Here is a 15,211-nt window from a genome sequence, read left to right on the forward strand (position 1 = left end):
CCGATCGGTTATAGCCTAGGGGTCAGTGTGGTACCTATTCAGCTTCGGGTAAGCTTCCTTCGGGCAGGGTAAGCACTTCGTAGCCGTTTGCGGTAACTAGGAGTGTGTGTTCCCACTGGGCAGAGAGACTGCGATCCTTGGTCACTACAGTCCAGCCATCACGGAGCAGGCGGGTCTCTGGGCGCCCGGCGTTTACCATCGGCTCGATAGTAAAAGTCATTCCCTCCTCCAGTACCGTGCCGGTTCCCGGAGTCCCATAGTGGAGCACCTGGGGGTCTTCGTGAAATCTCTCACCTATTCCATGGCCGCAATACTCGCGAACTACCGAGTAGTTATGGGCCTCGGCATGGCTCTGGACGGCATGTCCGATGTCGCCCAATTTAGCCCCTGGGCGGACCTGCTCAATGCCCTGCCAGAGGCACTCATAGGCAACGTCGACTAGCCGCCGGGCGCGAATACTGGGCTCCCCGACACAAAACATGCGGCTGGTATCGCCATGCCAACCGTCTTTTATAACGGTGATATCCACGTTGACGATATCCCCCTTTTTGAGCTTCTTCGGCCCAGGTATGCCATGACAAACGACATGGTTAACTGAGGTGCATGTAGCCTTGGGGAAGCCGCGGTAGTTGAGCGGAGCAGGAGTGGCGTTGAGCTGTTCGGTGATGTAGTTATGGCATAGCGAGTCAAGATACTCGGTGGTAACGCCTGGCCTTACGTACGGGGTTACCATGTCGAGTACCGCTGCGGCCATTCTGCCTGCTCGGCGCATGCCGTCTATGTCTTCTGGAGTTTTGATTGGTATGGACATGTGGGCGATTTTATCACGATAGCAGCGTGGAGGGGATGGAGTAGGTGGATTATCCACAGCGAGAGGAAGCTCAAAAATTTACCCCCGGAGCCACTCAGTTGCTCGGTGTGGAGGACGCCGTGAATCCATCCCTAGGTGCATAGTTCAATTAAGACTGTTTGGTATCTCCGGCACAACTTGTGCCAAACCCCAATCAGTGGTATAAAGCCACGCGCTAACCGACGTTAGCGTCAATCAAAAACTTCACACATACACCGACACATACGATCGGGTGCCCGGGGTTGCATGCACGGGTTTTCGTATGAGGGGTGTATGGAGGCGTAACCCGTTACAGGAGAAACACTTATGGCAGACGTTTCCATGCGCAAGATGCTGGAGGCCGGCGTCCACTTTGGCCACCAGACGCGCTTCTGGCATCCGAAGATGGGTCCCTATATCTTCGGTGAACGAAACAAAATCCACATTATTAACCTTGAAAAGACCCTGCCTCTTTACAAAGATGCCCTTAATTTTGCCGGGCAGCTAGCTGCTAAGGGCGGTAAGATACTGTTCGTGGGGACCAAGCGCTCGGCACGCGAGATTGTTCGCGAGCAAGCAATGCGTTGCGGCCAGCCCTATGTTGATCACCGCTGGTTGGGTGGCATGCTGACCAACTTCCGGACAGTCAAACACTCAATCTCCCGCCTCAAGGAGCTGGAGACCCAGTCGCAAGACGGCACCTTCGATAAGGTGACCAAGCGCGAGGCACTTTCGCTGCGCCGGGAGATGGAAAAGCTAAATCGGAGCCTATCGGGCATCAAGAACATGGAGCGCCTTCCTGATGCTATGTTTGTGGTCGATGTTGGCTATGAGCACATCGCTGTAGCCGAGGCCAGGAAGCTCGGTATCCCGGTGATTGGCGTGGTAGATACAAATTGCTCGCCGCGTGAAATTGACTATGTCATCCCGGGCAACGATGACGCCATTCGCGCGATAGATCTTTATGTTTCAGGTATTGCTGATGCAGTGCTCGAGGCTAAGCAGGCTTCTAGCCAGGCTGCGGCCGCGGGCAAAGACGATTTTGTCGAGGTAAACGACACCGCTGCATCCTGAGAGAGAGGGTTAAGGTTAAATGAGTGTATCTGCGAGTTTAGTTAAACAACTGCGGGAGCGTACCGGCTCCGGCATGATGGAGTGTAAGAACGCATTGGTTGAAGCGGACGGTGATATAGATGCGGCCGCCGAGTTGATGCGTAAGAAGGGTCTGGCTAAAGCAGATAAAAAGGCTGGTCGGGTCACAGCTGAAGGGCGGATCGTCGCCGCCTGTGCCGCAGATCGGAGTAGCGGTGTGCTGGTGGAGATCAACAGCGAGACCGACTTTGTCGCTAATGGTGACGAGTTTAGGGAGTTTGCTGAAGCTGTAGCGCAGCGGGCTCTGGAGGATGGGCCTGACGACCTGGATGGATTGCTCGGTTGCCAGATAGATGGCAAGCCGGTTGAGACTCTCCGCCAAGAGATGGTGGCACAGCTTGGTGAGAACATTGAGATCCGCCGTTTTGTCCGCTACTCTGGCGCGTCCCAAGTGGCGCAGTATCTGCATGGGGCACGTATTGGCGTTCTCGTCGAATATGAAGGCGGTGATGAGCAGCTGGGTAAGGATTTGGCCATGCATGTGGCTGCCTCTTCGCCGATTTGCGTCTCTACAGAAGACGTGCCGCAGCAGCAGCTTGAGTCAGAGCGCGAGATTCTGATGGCCCAGGCGCGTGAGAGCGGTAAGCCTGAGGAGATTATCCAGAAGATGGTTGAGGGCAGGCTAAACAAGCACCTTAGTGAAATAACTTTGCTGGGGCAGCCTTTTGTGAAAGATCCGGATCAATCTGTGGCAGACCTACTCAAAGACAAGGGCGCCAAAGTAGTTCGCTTTGCCCGTTTTGAAGTAGGTGAGGGCAAAGAGAAGAAGGAAGAGAACTTCGCCGATGAGGTGATGGCCCAGGTTCGCGACTCCTGAGCCTGAGCGGCGGATATCACCTAGCGGTGCCTGCCTGCTGGCAGGTACCGTAACCCGCTCACAAAGGAGGCCAGGAGCAATGACGGTGCCGCACTATCGCCGGATCCTTGTCAAGCTCAGCGGTGAGGCCCTGCTGGGTGAGAGCGACTATGGTATATGCCCCACAACCCTAACGCGCATAGCCGATGAGCTAGCCGAGGTTAATACCCTTGGTGTGGAAGTTGCGGTAGTAATCGGTGGCGGTAATATATTTCGTGGGGCGGGCCTGGCCGCTGCAGGAATGGATCGGATTACAGCCGATCACATGGGCATGCTAGCTACGGTTATGAATGCCCTGGCGCTGCAGGATGCACTGGAGCGGCGTGGGGTATTTAGCCGGGTTATGTCGGCAATCAAGATCAATCAAGTCTGTGAAGATTACATCCGCCGTAGGGCCGTTCGACACCTAGAAAAGGGTAGAGTGGTCATCTTTGCGGCCGGCACTGGTAACCCTTTCTTTACTACTGATTCGGCAGCTAGTTTGCGGGCCGTTGAGATCGGGGCCGAGCTGTTGCTCAAGGGCACGAAAGTCGACGGCGTCTATACCTCGGATCCAGTCAACGACCCAAGTGCAAGACGCTATGAGCGATTAACTTACGATGATGTTCTTAGCCAGAAGCTTGAGGTGATGGACGCGACTGCAATAGTTTTATGTCGGGATCAGGGTATGCGCATAATGGTGTTTGATATGACCCGGGCCGGTAACGTAGTCCAGGCGGCGCAGGGGGCTTCTGTAGGTACAGTTGTTGACCCTGGGTAGAACAAGGGTGCCGAGGAGGAATAGCCGTGATTGATGATATCAAAGAAGATGCAGAAAAGCGCATGGCCAAGGCGGTTGATAGCCTCAACCACGATTTGGCTAGGTTGCGCACAGGCAGAGCTCATACCAGCCTTCTCGATCAGGTCATGGTCGACTACTATGGCACTCAGGTGCCAGTTAAGCAGGCCGCTAACGTCAGCGTCGAGGATGCCAGGACTTTGTCCGTGACGCCATGGGAGAAGAGCATGGTGCCGGTCATCGAGAAGGCTATAATGGCTTCTAATCTAGGTTTGAGTCCGGTTACCTCAGGGCAGACAATCCGGGTGCCGTTGCCATCTTTAACCGAAGAGAGGCGTAAAGAGATGGTGCGGCTGGTCAAAAACGAAGCTGAACAAGCGCGTGTGGCGATTCGTAATGTTCGGCGGGATGCCAATTCTGATTTGAAAGATCTTGCCAAGAACAAGGATATAACCGAAGACGATGAGCGCTCCGGCCAGGAAGCTATCCAGAAGCTTACCGACAAGTACGTTAGCAAAGTAGACAGCGTTCTGGAGGAGAAAGAGCGCGAGCTCATGGAGATTTAAGCGAGCCCTGACATGGATCATGACGAGGTTGATGTAGAGCGGATCGTCCAGCGGCTCGACGGGGTCAGGTTACCCTGCCATGTAGCTGTGGTTATGGACGGCAACGGTCGTTGGGCTCAGCAGCGCGGTCAACCTCGCCACTCCGGGCATCGGGCTGGAGTGCGCAGTGTAAGAGGTATAGTTGAAGCATGCGCTAGGCTGCGTATTAAGGCGCTGACTCTGTACGCCTTCAGTAGTGAGAATTGGCGCCGACCGGTAGGTGAGATAAGGGTCCTCATGGAGCTCTTTCGTAACGCCTTGGATCGGGAACTGGATAAACTCACCCAGAACAATATCCGCCTGCGCTTTGTCGGTGAGAGGGAGCGCCTGGAACGCCCATTGCAGAGGCGCCTGGCAAATGCAGAGGAACTCACCGCCGATAATGATGGCATGCATTTGGTTATAGCGACTAGCTATGGCGGGCGCTGGGAGATAACCGAGGCTGCCAAGCGTTTAGCTAAAGAATCAGCTAGTGGTGCAATCGACGCCGCTGAGATAGATGAGAACAGCTTGCATAAAGCTCTTGAAGCCCCTGATCTACCTGATCCTGATCTCTTCATTCGCACTGGTGGCGAGCGCCGCCTGTCGAATTTCCTGCTCTGGCAGTTAGCGTACACAGAGCTTTATTTCACCGATACTTTGTGGCCGGATTTTGGCCCAGAAGATCTGGCACGCGCTGTGGAGGATTTCGCCGACCGGGAGCGGAGATTCGGCGATGTCCGTGAAGGCGGCGGAGCGGAGCTGAACAAAGATGTTTAGGGCTCGCTTGATAACAGCCCTAGTGCTAGGGCCTTTGCTTATTGCTGCTATTTGGCTTTTACCCACCCCTGCTATAGCGGTGCTAGTAGCGGCTGTATCAGGTCTTGCGGCGTGGGAATGGACCCACCTGATGGGGGTTGAAGATACCAAGGCGAGAGCCGGACTGGTTGCCGCATTCATGGCTACATTGCCGCCTGGGTATTTGCTCTTGGACGTCACCTGGGCTGCAGAGTTTATTTTTTATGGAGCGGTCCTGTTGTGGGGATGCGCCCTGCTGTGGCTGCTGATTTTCTCTCAACGTAATATACCGGCACCGGCGCCAGCAATCGCCGCGGTTATAGGCTGGCTGTTGCTGTGGCCGTGCTGGTTAGCCCTAGTTTATGTCCACGGCCATACCAATTGGGGCCCGTTTTGGCATACCTTTTTGCTGGTCTTGGTATGGGTTGCTGATACTGGTGCGTTCTTTGCCGGTAAAGCTTGGGGAAAGCATCGCTTGGCTCCCTCAATCAGCCCGGGGAAGAGCTGGGAAGGTGCTATTGTTGGCGGGGTTGCTGGGGTGATAGCGGGATTTGGGCTGATCTGGGCTTTACAACCGCAGATTCCACCGCTGGTGCTCGTGCTCGCATGGAGTGCGGTGATTGTGGCAGTATCCGTCATCGGCGATTTGTTTGAGAGCATGCTGAAGCGCCAGCGTGGCGTTAAGGATAGCGGGGGTTTACTGCCAGGACATGGTGGAATACTCGACCGCATAGACAGTATTACGGCGGCTGCGCCGTTTTTGGCAGCGGGGTTGGCGTGGTGGCAGAGCGGAATGTAATGCAGCTTGCAGTATTGGGAGCTACTGGTTCGATTGGTCAAAGCACCCTGGATGTGGTTGCCCGCCACCCTGAGAGATTGCGGGTGGTTGCGGTAGCTGCAGGTAGAGATGTAGAGGGTTTGGTCGAGATATGTCGCCAGCATCGGCCGGCTTACGCCGCTCTGGACGATCCACAAGCAGCCCGGGAGTTTGAGCAGCGCTTACGCCAAGAAGGCTTAGGCGGCATTACCGTTGGTTCGGGTGAGCAGGGGGTTGCCGAGCTAGCGGAGTTGGCTGAAGTCGATGCTGTAGTAACTGCAGTGGTTGGTGCCGCGGGACTTGCCTCATCAATGGCGGCGTGCCGGGCAGGCAAGAGGATTCTGCTGGCTAACAAGGAAACACTGGTGGTTGCCGGTGAGCTCTTCATGAGCACTGCCGCTGCTAGCGGTGCCGAAATAGTGCCGGTAGATAGCGAGCACAATGCCGTTTTTCAGGCCCTGCCTGCAGATAAACGCATCGATGGCAATGGGGTGGAGAGGATTGTGCTTACTGCCTCTGGTGGGCCGTTCCGTGATCGGGATCCGGATACGCTAGCAGCAATAACCCCTGAGCAGGCTTGTGCACACCCGAATTGGTCGATGGGCCGGAAGATATCTGTTGATTCGGCCACCATGATGAACAAGGGACTTGAAGTAATAGAGGCCTGTCATCTGTTCGATTTAAGTCCTGGACGGGTGGATGTTGTTATCCACCGGCAGAGCCTGATCCACGCCTTGGTCGGGTACAAAGACGGCTCTTATCTAGCCCAAATCGGCTCGCCGGATATGCGCGTGCCCATAGCCTATGCACTCGGATTTCCTCAGCGCGTCGAATCGGGTGTCGAATTGCTCGATCTGGTAGCTGCCGGCAGGCTTGATCTGGAGGCTGTAAATGAACGCCGCTTCCCCTGTCTAAGTTTGGCATATCAGGCTTTGCGTAGCGGCGGAGGAGCGTGTGCAGTGCTCAATGCTGCCAATGAGATCGCTGTTGATGCTTTTCTTAACAGTAGATTGCGTTACGATCTCATCGCCCCAGTTATAGAAGAGACTCTGGCTGAGCAGGGTATAGTGGCAACCCCGACTGACCTTGAATCTGCTCGAGAAGTTGATGCACAAGCACGGCTGACAGCTGAGAGGGCTGTCATCCGCCAAGCAGAATAAAACTAGAGAGATCCCATTTATGACCCTAATCTGGAGCATACTAGCTTTCTTGGTCGCGATTACCATACTGGTTGGGATCCACGAGGCGGGGCACTTCCTCGTCGCGCGGCGACTGGGGGTGAAGGTGCGGCGCTTCTCGATTGGCTTCGGTCGCCCATTGTTGCGCTGGCAAGGGCGAGCTCCAGATCACACCGAATATGTTTTGGCCATGATACCTCTCGGTGGCTATGTCCAAATGTTGGAGGGGCGTGAGCCAGGCCTTTCTGAAGAGGATAAGGCGCGCTCCTTGAATAGCCGCCCGGTAGGTCAGCGCGCGGCTGTTGTGATTGCAGGACCTGCGGCTAATTTCCTGTTTGCTATCTTGGTCTACTGGGCAGTGGCGGTTATTGGTGACGAGGAGCACCGCCCAATCATCGATCAGCCACCAGAAAATACCGTGGCCTACGAGGCAGGCCTTGAACGTGGTCACGAGATAATCAGCATAGATGGCCGTGAGACACCGACGTGGCAGAGTGCCGTGATGACTCTGCTCGATGTCGGATTTCGCCACGAGGCATTGCCGGTTGTAGCTAAAAGTGAAGAGGGTAGGGAGCAGGAGTACTATCTAAACCTAGCGGCAGAGCAGGAGTTGCGGGATACCGTAGATATTCTCGGAACCATCGGTTTGTATGCCTATATGCCGATTCTTGATCCGCAGCTGGGCCATGTGCAGGAGGATGGCCCGGCGGGCAAGGCCGGCATGAGCGCTGGAGACAAGATAATCAAGGTTGCCGATCAACCTGTCGAAACATGGCGAGAGCTAACCGAGCGCCTGGAAGGATTGGCCGGGGAAGAGGTTGAGATAGTCTTTGAACGCGAAGGTGTCGAGCAGAGTAGCCTGGTTACCCTGGGGAAAATGGAGAGAGGCGGGCGTGAGGTTGGCCGCCTAGGAGTAGGTCCACAGATCCCCGAAAGCTACCGGGAGCGAATGGTCCGTGAAGTACAGTATGGGCCGGTTGAGGGCTTTTTCGTTGGGGTTGAGCGCACTTGGGACACTACCAAGCTAACTGCAAAGATGCTCGGACGGATGATAATCGGCGAGGCTAGCCTGCAGAATATCGGCGGTCCGGTTACTATTGGTGAGTTTGCCGGCGAGAGTGCGGCCATAGGCATAACGGCATTCCTCTTCTTCCTCGGATTGATTAGCGTAACCCTGGGCATAGTTAACCTGTTGCCCATCCCCATACTGGATGGTGGCCATTTAATGTATCTAGGCTATGAGGCAGTCACCGGTCGGGCGGTGTCCGATTATGCGATGGCTATCGGTCAGCGAATTGGTATTTTGGCCATCATCGCCATAATGACTCTAGCCTTGTACAACGACTTTACCCGGATATTTGGATGAGTTTGGGGCTGATTGATTCTTTATGGTTTATGCGTATGGTTATGGACAGGGAGCAGGTAAGTCCACCGCGGGATGGGTCGCCTTGAGACATAGATGCGCAGTGCCGCGGAACTCATGGAGTCACGCCTTAGTCTCTCGACTTCTCTGGCGCCATGGCAGAATCCGTCATATAGCCCCTCGCTCTGTCATGCTGAGCCTGGCGACGCTGCTGCTCGTTGCCGTTAGCACAGGGGCTAGTGCCAATCAGTTCGTGGTTGATGATATACGGGTGGAGGGCAATGAACGGGTAGCCGAAGGGGCAGTGTTCAACTATCTGCCCATAGAGCCGGGTGATGAGATAAGCTCAGCCGATGTGGCGAGTGCGATAAGGGAACTATACCGTTCTGGTTTTTTCCGTGACGTTGAGCTGCTGCGTGATAACGACACATTGATAGTCCAAGTCCAGGAGCGGCCTTCCATTGCCCGTTTGGAGATCGAAGGGAATGAGCAGATACGCGACGATGATCTGCTTGATGCTCTGCGTGCAGCTGGTCTAGCTGAGGGTCAGGTCTTCAATCGCGCTCAGCTCGCCGAAATAGAGCGAGAGCTCGTGCAGCAGTATTTTGCCCAGGGCAAGTACGATGTCTCGGTAGAGAGCACTGTCTCGCCATTGGAGCGGAATAGAGTTGCAGTACGCATTGATATCGACGAAGGCCCAGTAGCTGAGATTCGTAGTATTAATTTTGTCGGTAACAGCGCCTTTACTGACCAGCAGTTGCGTTCAGTCTTTGAGCTTAGACCGCGGCGGTGGTGGGCACCTTGGTCACAGCGCCATCGTTATGCTAGAGGTATGTTGGCTAACGATTTGGAGTCGCTGCGCAGGTACTATCAGGACCGCGGTTACATCCAATACTCCATAACATCTACTCAGGTCTCGATTAGTACTGATCGACGGGACGTATTCATCACCATCAACATGGATGAGGGTGAGCAATTTGAGGTCGGTGATGTGCAGGTGCGTGGCCACTTGGTGGTCCCCCCTGAAGAACTCTATGAAAGGCTTGCTATATCCGCTGGTGATATTTATTCGCGTAGTAAAGTCGATGAGGGTGTTCAAGGCATTCGGGAACGGCTTGCTAAAGATGGCTACGCCTTCTCTGAGGTTAATGTCAGACCGGTCATAGATGAGGAGGAGAGGACGGTAGATCTGGTCTACTTCGTTGATCCGGGTGCCAGGGTCTATGTCCGCAATATTAATATTACCGGCAACCAAAGGACTCAGGATGAGGTTATCCGGCGTGAGATGCGTCAACTCGAAGGGGGTCCCTTGTCCAGTGAGGCCCTCGATAGGTCGCGGACCCGCCTGAACAGGCTCGGCTTCTTTAGCTTTGTGAATATGGATACGCCACGGGTGCCGGGGACCGACGATCGCGTCGATGTCGACGTTACTGTTGAGGAGAGGATGACCGGCCAGCTTCAGGCAGGGATTGGCTACGGCGATATCCAGGGCTTGCTAGTTAACTTCTCTGTCTCTCAGGATAACTTCGCCGGCACGGGAGACCGGATGAGCGTAACCGTCAATAGCTCCGAGGTCTCTAATGTCTATGATCTAACATATACAGACCGATTCCACACCGTTGAAGGCGTATCGCGGACCCTTTCGGCGGGTTACCGGGAAACGCGGGCGAGACGTGCCGATTTGGCTGACTACGATTTGACCTCAGGGCACAGCTCGGTTGAGTACGGCTTGCCGGTCAGCGAGGTGGACAGGCTATCGGCTAGGCTGCGTTATGAGCATATCGGCATAGATGTTCGTGGTGACACCCCTGATTGGATAACGGAGTATCTCGACGATGAGGGTGATCGTTTCGATATGATCAAGCCGCGCCTATCCTGGCAGCGTGATACCCGCGATCGTGGTGTCTTCCCGACTAGCGGTGGGCGGCAGCGGTTGTCGTTAGAGGGGACAGTGCCGGGAGCCGATCAGGAGTTCTACAAGCTCAATTACGAGCACCGGCGCTATTGGCCGATGCCGTGGGCAGGTGATGAGGTGACATTCTCTGTCGAGGGCCGCGCCTCTTACGGCGATGGTTATGGCGATTCCGATAGGTTGCCCTTCTTTGAGCACTACTATGCCGGGGGTGTCAGGACCGTACGCGGCTACCGGGGCAACTATCTAGGTCCGCGCAAGGCTGATAATGGTGAGCCGATAGGTGGTAATGCGAGGATTCTTACCAAGGCCCAGGTTATCTTTCCGCCTACTGCGGAGGCGCAGTCTGTGCGTATGGCAGCGTTTGTTGATGCCGGCCAGGTCTTCAATACCCGGCTCGATAGATACTCAGATTTAGAGGATTCTGATAAGGTTAAACCCGAAGGCCTGGATAGTGTAGATCTTGGTGAGCTGCGGGCTGCGGCAGGTATTTCACTGATCTGGATGTCGCCGGTTGGGCCACTTACATTCAGCCTTTCCGAACCTCTCAATCCAAGTGATGAAGATCGTACCGAGACCTTCCAGTTCTCATTGGGTACCGAGTTTTAACGCGAGATCATATGTTAGGCTAACGGCTTAGTTTAAATCGGATTAGGATTGGCAGCAGAAGGAGGGTTATAAGTGAGCAGAGATGCAGATCAGGGAGGTACCAATATAGATGGGATCATGAACCTTCTTCCCCATCGCTATCCGATGCTGCTAATCGACAGGGTGCTTGAGTGTACGCCTTATGAGCATTTAGCAAGCATTAAAAACGTTACTATTAACGAGCCTTTTTTCGTTGGCCATTTTCCCCAGAAACCGGTAATGCCTGGCGTGCTCATCCTCGAGTCACTTGCTCAGGCATGTGGCATGCTCGCCTTCAGAAGCGTTCAGGATACCCTAAGCCCTAACGATGTGATATACCTGGTCGGCATCGATAAGGCGCGCTTCAAGCGCCCCGTGGAGCCGGGGGATCAGTTCAAACATGAGGTGACAGTGCGGCGAGTGACTAGGGGTATATGGATTTTTGAGGCCAAGGGAAGTGTTGATGGCCAACTCGCTGCAGAGTGTGAAGTACGCTGCACGGTGCGTTCAGTTTGACAAAAGTTCATCCACAAGCGTTGGTAGATCCTAAGGCCTCTTTGGCAGAAGACGTCGAGGTGGGGCCGTTTACTGTTATCGGTCCCGGCGTTGAGATCGACTCAGGGACTTGGGTTGGTCCACATGCTGTGCTTCGTGGTCCTCTACAGATAGGCCGAGATAACAGAATCTACCAGTTTGCCGCGCTTGGTGAGGCGCCTCAGCATAAAGGGTACAAGGACGAGCCTACGCTACTGAAAATAGGCCATGGCAACACTATACGTGAATTCGTTACTTGTCACCGCGGTACTGCGCAGGGGCGCGGCGAGACGCGCATTGGCGATAACAACTGGTTAATGGCCTATTGCCATATAGCCCACGATTGCTCGTTGGGTGATAACCTCCTGTTCGCCAACTCAGCCTCTCTAGCTGGACACGTTGATGTTGGTGATAATGCAACCCTAGGCGGTTTTGCCCTTGTTCACCAATTCTGCCGCGTAGGCTCGTATGCCTTTTGTGGCTTTGGTAGTGGCATCAACCGTGATGTGCCGCCGTTCGTTACTGTCTCTGGGCAAATGGCAGTACCGCGGGGAGTCAATTCTGTGGGTTTGCGTCGGCACGGTTTCTCTGCCGAGCGGATTACTGCGATTAAGCGGGCCTATAAGATCCTCTATCGGCGGGGTTTGCGTCTTGAAGACGCAAGAGATGCCCTATCCGATCAACTGTCTGATTCAGCTGATGTGCGGCAGATGGTTGATTTCCTCGATTCGAGCAAACGCGGTTTGCTGCGCTGAGTTATCTATAAGGTGGTCTAATGGCCGGACCGAGGATTGCTTTGTTAGCAGGAGAGCTATCAGGAGATGTCCTTGGTGCAGGCTTGATGCGTGCTCTTGCTGAATATGTACCTGGAGCTGAATATGAAGGAGTGGGCGGGCCAGCCATGGAGGCTGCTGGTCTGCAGCGCCTCGCTCCCATGGAAGGCCTTGCTCTCATGGGGCTGACTGAAGTGGTGGGCCATTTGCCGCGATTGCTTGGCCTACGGCGACAATTAGTCAATCATTGGATAGAAAACCCGCCCGACATATTCATCGGCATTGATTTGCCTGATTTTAACCTCTCTGTGGAGAAACGCTTGCGCTCCGCAGGAATAACAACAGTTCACTATGTGAGCCCCTCAGTCTGGGCGTGGCGACGGGGGAGGATAAAAACCATCCGCCGGGCAGTGGACCGGATGCTGACCCTCTACCCTTTCGAGCAGAGTTTTTATGATCAGAGCGGTGTCGATGCGGTTTGTGTAGGGCATCCAGCCGCAGATCGTTTCCCGTTGCAAGTCGATCGAGTAGTAGCACGTCAGAGCCTCGAACTATCACTGAGTAGTACCGTAGTAGCTATACTCCCGGGGAGTCGGGGTAGCGAAGTGTCGCGGTTGATAAGCGAATTTGCCGCAGCTGCAGCCATTTTGGCTGAAGGGTACGACGACACTCGATTTGTAGTTCCGGTGGCGTCTGAGCATTTACGCGAAGAAATAAGCGCTGAGTTTGAGCGGCATGGACTCGGCGAGCGGTTAACTCTTGTAGCTGGCGATGCGGCGAGAGTAGCAACCTCAGCGGATGTGGCTATAGTTGCTTCGGGTACCGCTACACTGGAGGTTATGCTGGCTAAGTGTCCAATGGTTGTGGCATACAGGGTCTCTTGGCTGACCTACTACTTAGTCAAGGCCATGATTAAGGTGCAGTGGGTCTCCCAGCCCAACCTCTTAGCTCAGGAGTCACTGGTAGTGGAACTCTTTCAGGGGCAAGCATGCGCCAGCAATTTGGCAGCTGAGGCTGGGTACTGGTTAGATAAACCGCATGCTGCTCAGCAGTTGCGTCAGCGCTTTACTACTATCCATGCCGACTTGGCTCGCAATGCTGACCAAAGAGCAGCGCAGGCGGTACTGGAGAAGCTGCAGTGAGCGAGGTACCATTGTCCGCCCCCGTTGCTGGTGTCGATGAGGCGGGTAGAGGCCCTTGGGCGGGGCCGGTAGTTGCTGCAGCGGTTATCCTTGAACATCCGGTTCCCGGTGTGACTGATTCCAAGAGGTTAACAGCTAAGGTGCGCGAACATTTGGCGGGAGTGATTCGTGATAGTGCCTTGGCTTGGGCTCTGGGCCGTGCGGAAGTAGCGGAAGTAGACCAACTAAATGTTCGTCAAGCTACCCTGCTAGCTATGCGCCGGGCTTTGCAAGCCCTGAACCTCTCCCCGGGCGGAGTGTTGATTGATGGTAAAGACTTGCCCGCGGAGCTGAAATGGCCAGCTCGAGCTGTGGTCGGCGGCGATTCCAGCGAGCCAGCTATAGCGGCAGCTTCGATTCTTGCCAAAACGGCGCGTGATCGTGAGATGGTGGATTGGGATAGAGAGTATCCTCAGTACGGCTTTGCCGGCCATAAGGGTTATGGCACTGCTGGCCACCGCAGGGCTTTAGAAAAATGGGGGCCTTCCCCTCTGCATAGACGCAGCTTTGCCCCAGTGCGCAGGCTGCTGGCGGCCACCAAATAATCCGAGGGAGAGCTTAAATGCTTCGCATGAAAGAGGAGAAAACGGTTCAGTTTTGGTCTTCACAGGTGCCGCAGGGATGCTGGAGTCCGGTCCTGAGTGAACCTGCTGAACGGCCACTGTGCACTGATTGCGGGCTTTCGCGAACCTCGAGAGCCAAGCGCTGTGGTCGGGCATGTCAATTTCTGCGTCCCGATTATCCGACCTTGGAAAGACAAGTTCACGGTCGCGAGCGCGACCCACAGCGCGCCGATGAACTGCATTTTGGCCCCTTTACCGATATGTATCAGGCCTCGTTGCGCCAGCCCTTGCCAGATGCGCAGTGGACAGGAATAACCACGCGAGTAGCCGAACGGTTGCTCGAGGAGCGCGAGGTCGATGCTGTGCTGACCGTTACAAGCTCTGCCGGCGATCGGTGGCAGCCGGTGCCGGTTTTGGTAACCGAGCCGGAAGGACTGTCTATCTGCCGGGGGATGCGGATCGGCTTTGCGCCGTTGCTGGCGTTGCTAGATCATGCCCTGCAGAAGGGCTACAAGCGCCTTGCTGTTATCGCCATGCCGTGTCAGGTGCATCCCCTGCGGGTTATCGAGGAGGAACTTGGATTTGAGCGCCTCGACGTTATCGGCACCCCTTGTGCAGATAACACGGACACGCCGAGATTTCATGAGTTTTTAAACTTTTTTGCCGATGATCCAAATCAAGTTACTTATCTTGAGTTCCGCCCAGATCACTACGTAGAGCTGCGCTATGAGGGCGGTCGTAAAGAAGAGATTCCGTTCCTGCAGTTGCCCCTAGCTAAGCTTTCCCCCGATTTTTTTCCGTTGACCTGCCGGACCTGCGTTGATTACACCAATGCTTTGGCTGACTTGGTGATTGGCAGTATGGGCGGCCGTGGCGAACAGTGGGTTATAATTCGCAATCAGCGTGGCCAAGAGCTCATCGATATCCTTGGCGATGAGATCAGGTTGCGTCCTGCCGGTAGCGCTGGCAAGAGAGCTAGTGCTGTGCAAGGGTACCTGAGTAACACCGAGCGTGCCGCAAGCGGTATGCCGGTAAGGCGCATGCCGAACTGGTTGCGGCCTATTATGAGCCGATTGATGCCCTATATGGGGCCGCGCGGGTTGGAGTTTGCTCGTGCCCGGGTAGAGATGAAGGCGGGCGAGACATTGATCCATCTTCGCCAGATGGCGCCTGAGCGGATCAAGTCAATGGTGCCTGAGCATGTCTATGAGTTAGCCAAGCCCTACGATGTGGGGGGCGGAAGCTCGCAATAACCGTGTGCTGGCG

15 protein-coding genes are annotated in these 15,211 nt (G+C 55.0%); 14 read left to right on the forward strand and 1 reads right to left on the reverse strand.

The genetic code is table 11. From position 1 onward, the window contains the following. Window positions 1–34: 34 nt before the first annotated feature. Window positions 35–811, reverse strand: a complete 777-nt coding sequence (gene map, locus HH1059_RS03805) for a type I methionyl aminopeptidase (RefSeq protein ID WP_096408476.1) — start codon at window positions 809–811, stop codon at window positions 35–37. Window positions 812–1,156: 345 nt separating this feature from the next. Between map and rpsB the strand changes: the two genes are divergently transcribed. From rpsB to HH1059_RS03875, 14 genes are all read left to right on the forward strand, one after another. After that, window positions 1,157–1,903 carry a 30S ribosomal protein S2 gene (gene rpsB / locus HH1059_RS03810; protein WP_096408479.1) on the forward strand — a complete coding sequence of 249 codons (747 nt, stop codon included), beginning with the start codon at window positions 1,157–1,159 and terminating at the stop codon, window positions 1,901–1,903. A gap of 19 nt (window positions 1,904–1,922) precedes the next feature. Beyond that, window positions 1,923–2,798: a translation elongation factor Ts gene (gene tsf, locus HH1059_RS03815; protein WP_096408481.1), complete on the forward strand. Its 876-nt coding sequence runs from the start codon at window positions 1,923–1,925 to the stop codon at window positions 2,796–2,798. A 79-nt stretch (window positions 2,799–2,877) separates the two neighbouring features. Further along, a complete protein-coding gene (gene pyrH, locus HH1059_RS03820; protein ID WP_096408484.1) occupies window positions 2,878–3,597 on the forward strand; it encodes a UMP kinase in 720 nt (239 codons plus the stop codon). A gap of 26 nt (window positions 3,598–3,623) precedes the next feature. Then, a complete protein-coding gene (gene frr, locus HH1059_RS03825) occupies window positions 3,624–4,181 on the forward strand; it encodes a ribosome recycling factor (protein ID WP_096408486.1) in 558 nt (185 codons plus the stop codon). Between the two features lie 12 nt (window positions 4,182–4,193). Beyond that, complete coding sequence (locus HH1059_RS03830; protein WP_096408489.1) at window positions 4,194–4,979, forward strand: isoprenyl transferase; 786 nt, start codon at window positions 4,194–4,196, stop codon at window positions 4,977–4,979. Beyond that, complete coding sequence (locus HH1059_RS03835) at window positions 4,972–5,796, forward strand: phosphatidate cytidylyltransferase (RefSeq protein WP_096408491.1); 825 nt, start codon at window positions 4,972–4,974, stop codon at window positions 5,794–5,796. The genes HH1059_RS03830 and HH1059_RS03835 overlap by 8 nt, the downstream gene beginning before the upstream one ends. Then, the gene (gene dxr, locus HH1059_RS03840) at window positions 5,796–6,974 is read left to right on the forward strand and encodes a 1-deoxy-D-xylulose-5-phosphate reductoisomerase (protein WP_096408494.1); all 1,179 of its coding nucleotides are present in this window, start codon (window positions 5,796–5,798) and stop codon (window positions 6,972–6,974) included. The genes HH1059_RS03835 and dxr overlap by 1 nt, the downstream gene beginning before the upstream one ends. 19 nt (window positions 6,975–6,993) lie before the next feature. Beyond that, window positions 6,994–8,358, forward strand: coding sequence for an RIP metalloprotease RseP (gene rseP / locus HH1059_RS03845; RefSeq protein WP_096408496.1), 1,365 nt, complete (start codon window positions 6,994–6,996; stop codon window positions 8,356–8,358). Between the two features lie 82 nt (window positions 8,359–8,440). Then, complete coding sequence (gene bamA, locus HH1059_RS03850) at window positions 8,441–10,876, forward strand: outer membrane protein assembly factor BamA (protein ID WP_231902012.1); 2,436 nt, start codon at window positions 8,441–8,443, stop codon at window positions 10,874–10,876. A gap of 117 nt (window positions 10,877–10,993) precedes the next feature. Then, window positions 10,994–11,410 (forward strand): 3-hydroxyacyl-ACP dehydratase FabZ, encoded by a 417-nt coding sequence (fabZ, locus tag HH1059_RS03855; protein WP_096410318.1) that lies wholly within the window; start codon window positions 10,994–10,996, stop codon window positions 11,408–11,410. Further along, window positions 11,407–12,183, forward strand: a complete 777-nt coding sequence (gene lpxA / locus HH1059_RS03860; protein WP_096408501.1) for an acyl-ACP--UDP-N-acetylglucosamine O-acyltransferase — start codon at window positions 11,407–11,409, stop codon at window positions 12,181–12,183. The genes fabZ and lpxA overlap by 4 nt, the downstream gene beginning before the upstream one ends. Before the next feature lie 20 nt (window positions 12,184–12,203). After that, a complete protein-coding gene (gene lpxB / locus HH1059_RS03865) occupies window positions 12,204–13,343 on the forward strand; it encodes a lipid-A-disaccharide synthase (RefSeq protein WP_096408503.1) in 1,140 nt (379 codons plus the stop codon). Continuing rightward, window positions 13,340–13,927: a ribonuclease HII gene (locus HH1059_RS03870; protein ID WP_197710733.1), complete on the forward strand. Its 588-nt coding sequence runs from the start codon at window positions 13,340–13,342 to the stop codon at window positions 13,925–13,927. The genes lpxB and HH1059_RS03870 overlap by 4 nt, the downstream gene beginning before the upstream one ends. Before the next feature lie 17 nt (window positions 13,928–13,944). Beyond that, a complete protein-coding gene (locus HH1059_RS03875; RefSeq protein ID WP_231902013.1) occupies window positions 13,945–15,198 on the forward strand; it encodes a Coenzyme F420 hydrogenase/dehydrogenase, beta subunit C-terminal domain in 1,254 nt (417 codons plus the stop codon). Window positions 15,199–15,211 lie beyond the last annotated feature (13 nt).

The organism is Halorhodospira halochloris (assembly GCF_002356555.2).
Lineage (GTDB): Bacteria > Pseudomonadota > Gammaproteobacteria > Nitrococcales > Halorhodospiraceae > Halorhodospira > Halorhodospira halochloris.

What these genes read in the sequence shown, in the direction of transcription:
- HH1059_RS03830 (WP_096408489.1), top strand. Translation starts at nt 4,194, where the DNA reads ATGGATCATGACGAGGTTGATGTAGAGCGGATCGTCCAGCGGCTCGAC.
- pyrH (WP_096408484.1), top strand. Translation starts at nt 2,878, where the DNA reads ATGACGGTGCCGCACTATCGCCGGATCCTTGTCAAGCTCAGCGGTGAG.
- HH1059_RS03835 (WP_096408491.1), top strand. Translation starts at nt 4,972, where the DNA reads ATGTTTAGGGCTCGCTTGATAACAGCCCTAGTGCTAGGGCCTTTGCTT.
- lpxB (WP_096408503.1), top strand. Translation starts at nt 12,204, where the DNA reads ATGGCCGGACCGAGGATTGCTTTGTTAGCAGGAGAGCTATCAGGAGAT.
- tsf (WP_096408481.1), top strand. Translation starts at nt 1,923, where the DNA reads ATGAGTGTATCTGCGAGTTTAGTTAAACAACTGCGGGAGCGTACCGGC.
- rseP (WP_096408496.1), top strand. Translation starts at nt 6,994, where the DNA reads ATGACCCTAATCTGGAGCATACTAGCTTTCTTGGTCGCGATTACCATA.
- HH1059_RS03875 (WP_231902013.1), top strand. Translation starts at nt 13,945, where the DNA reads ATGCTTCGCATGAAAGAGGAGAAAACGGTTCAGTTTTGGTCTTCACAG.
- dxr (WP_096408494.1), top strand. Translation starts at nt 5,796, where the DNA reads ATGCAGCTTGCAGTATTGGGAGCTACTGGTTCGATTGGTCAAAGCACC.
- fabZ (WP_096410318.1), top strand. Translation starts at nt 10,994, where the DNA reads ATGAACCTTCTTCCCCATCGCTATCCGATGCTGCTAATCGACAGGGTG.
- map (WP_096408476.1), bottom strand. Translation starts at nt 811, where the DNA reads ATGTCCATACCAATCAAAACTCCAGAAGACATAGACGGCATGCGCCGA.
- rpsB (WP_096408479.1), top strand. Translation starts at nt 1,157, where the DNA reads ATGGCAGACGTTTCCATGCGCAAGATGCTGGAGGCCGGCGTCCACTTT.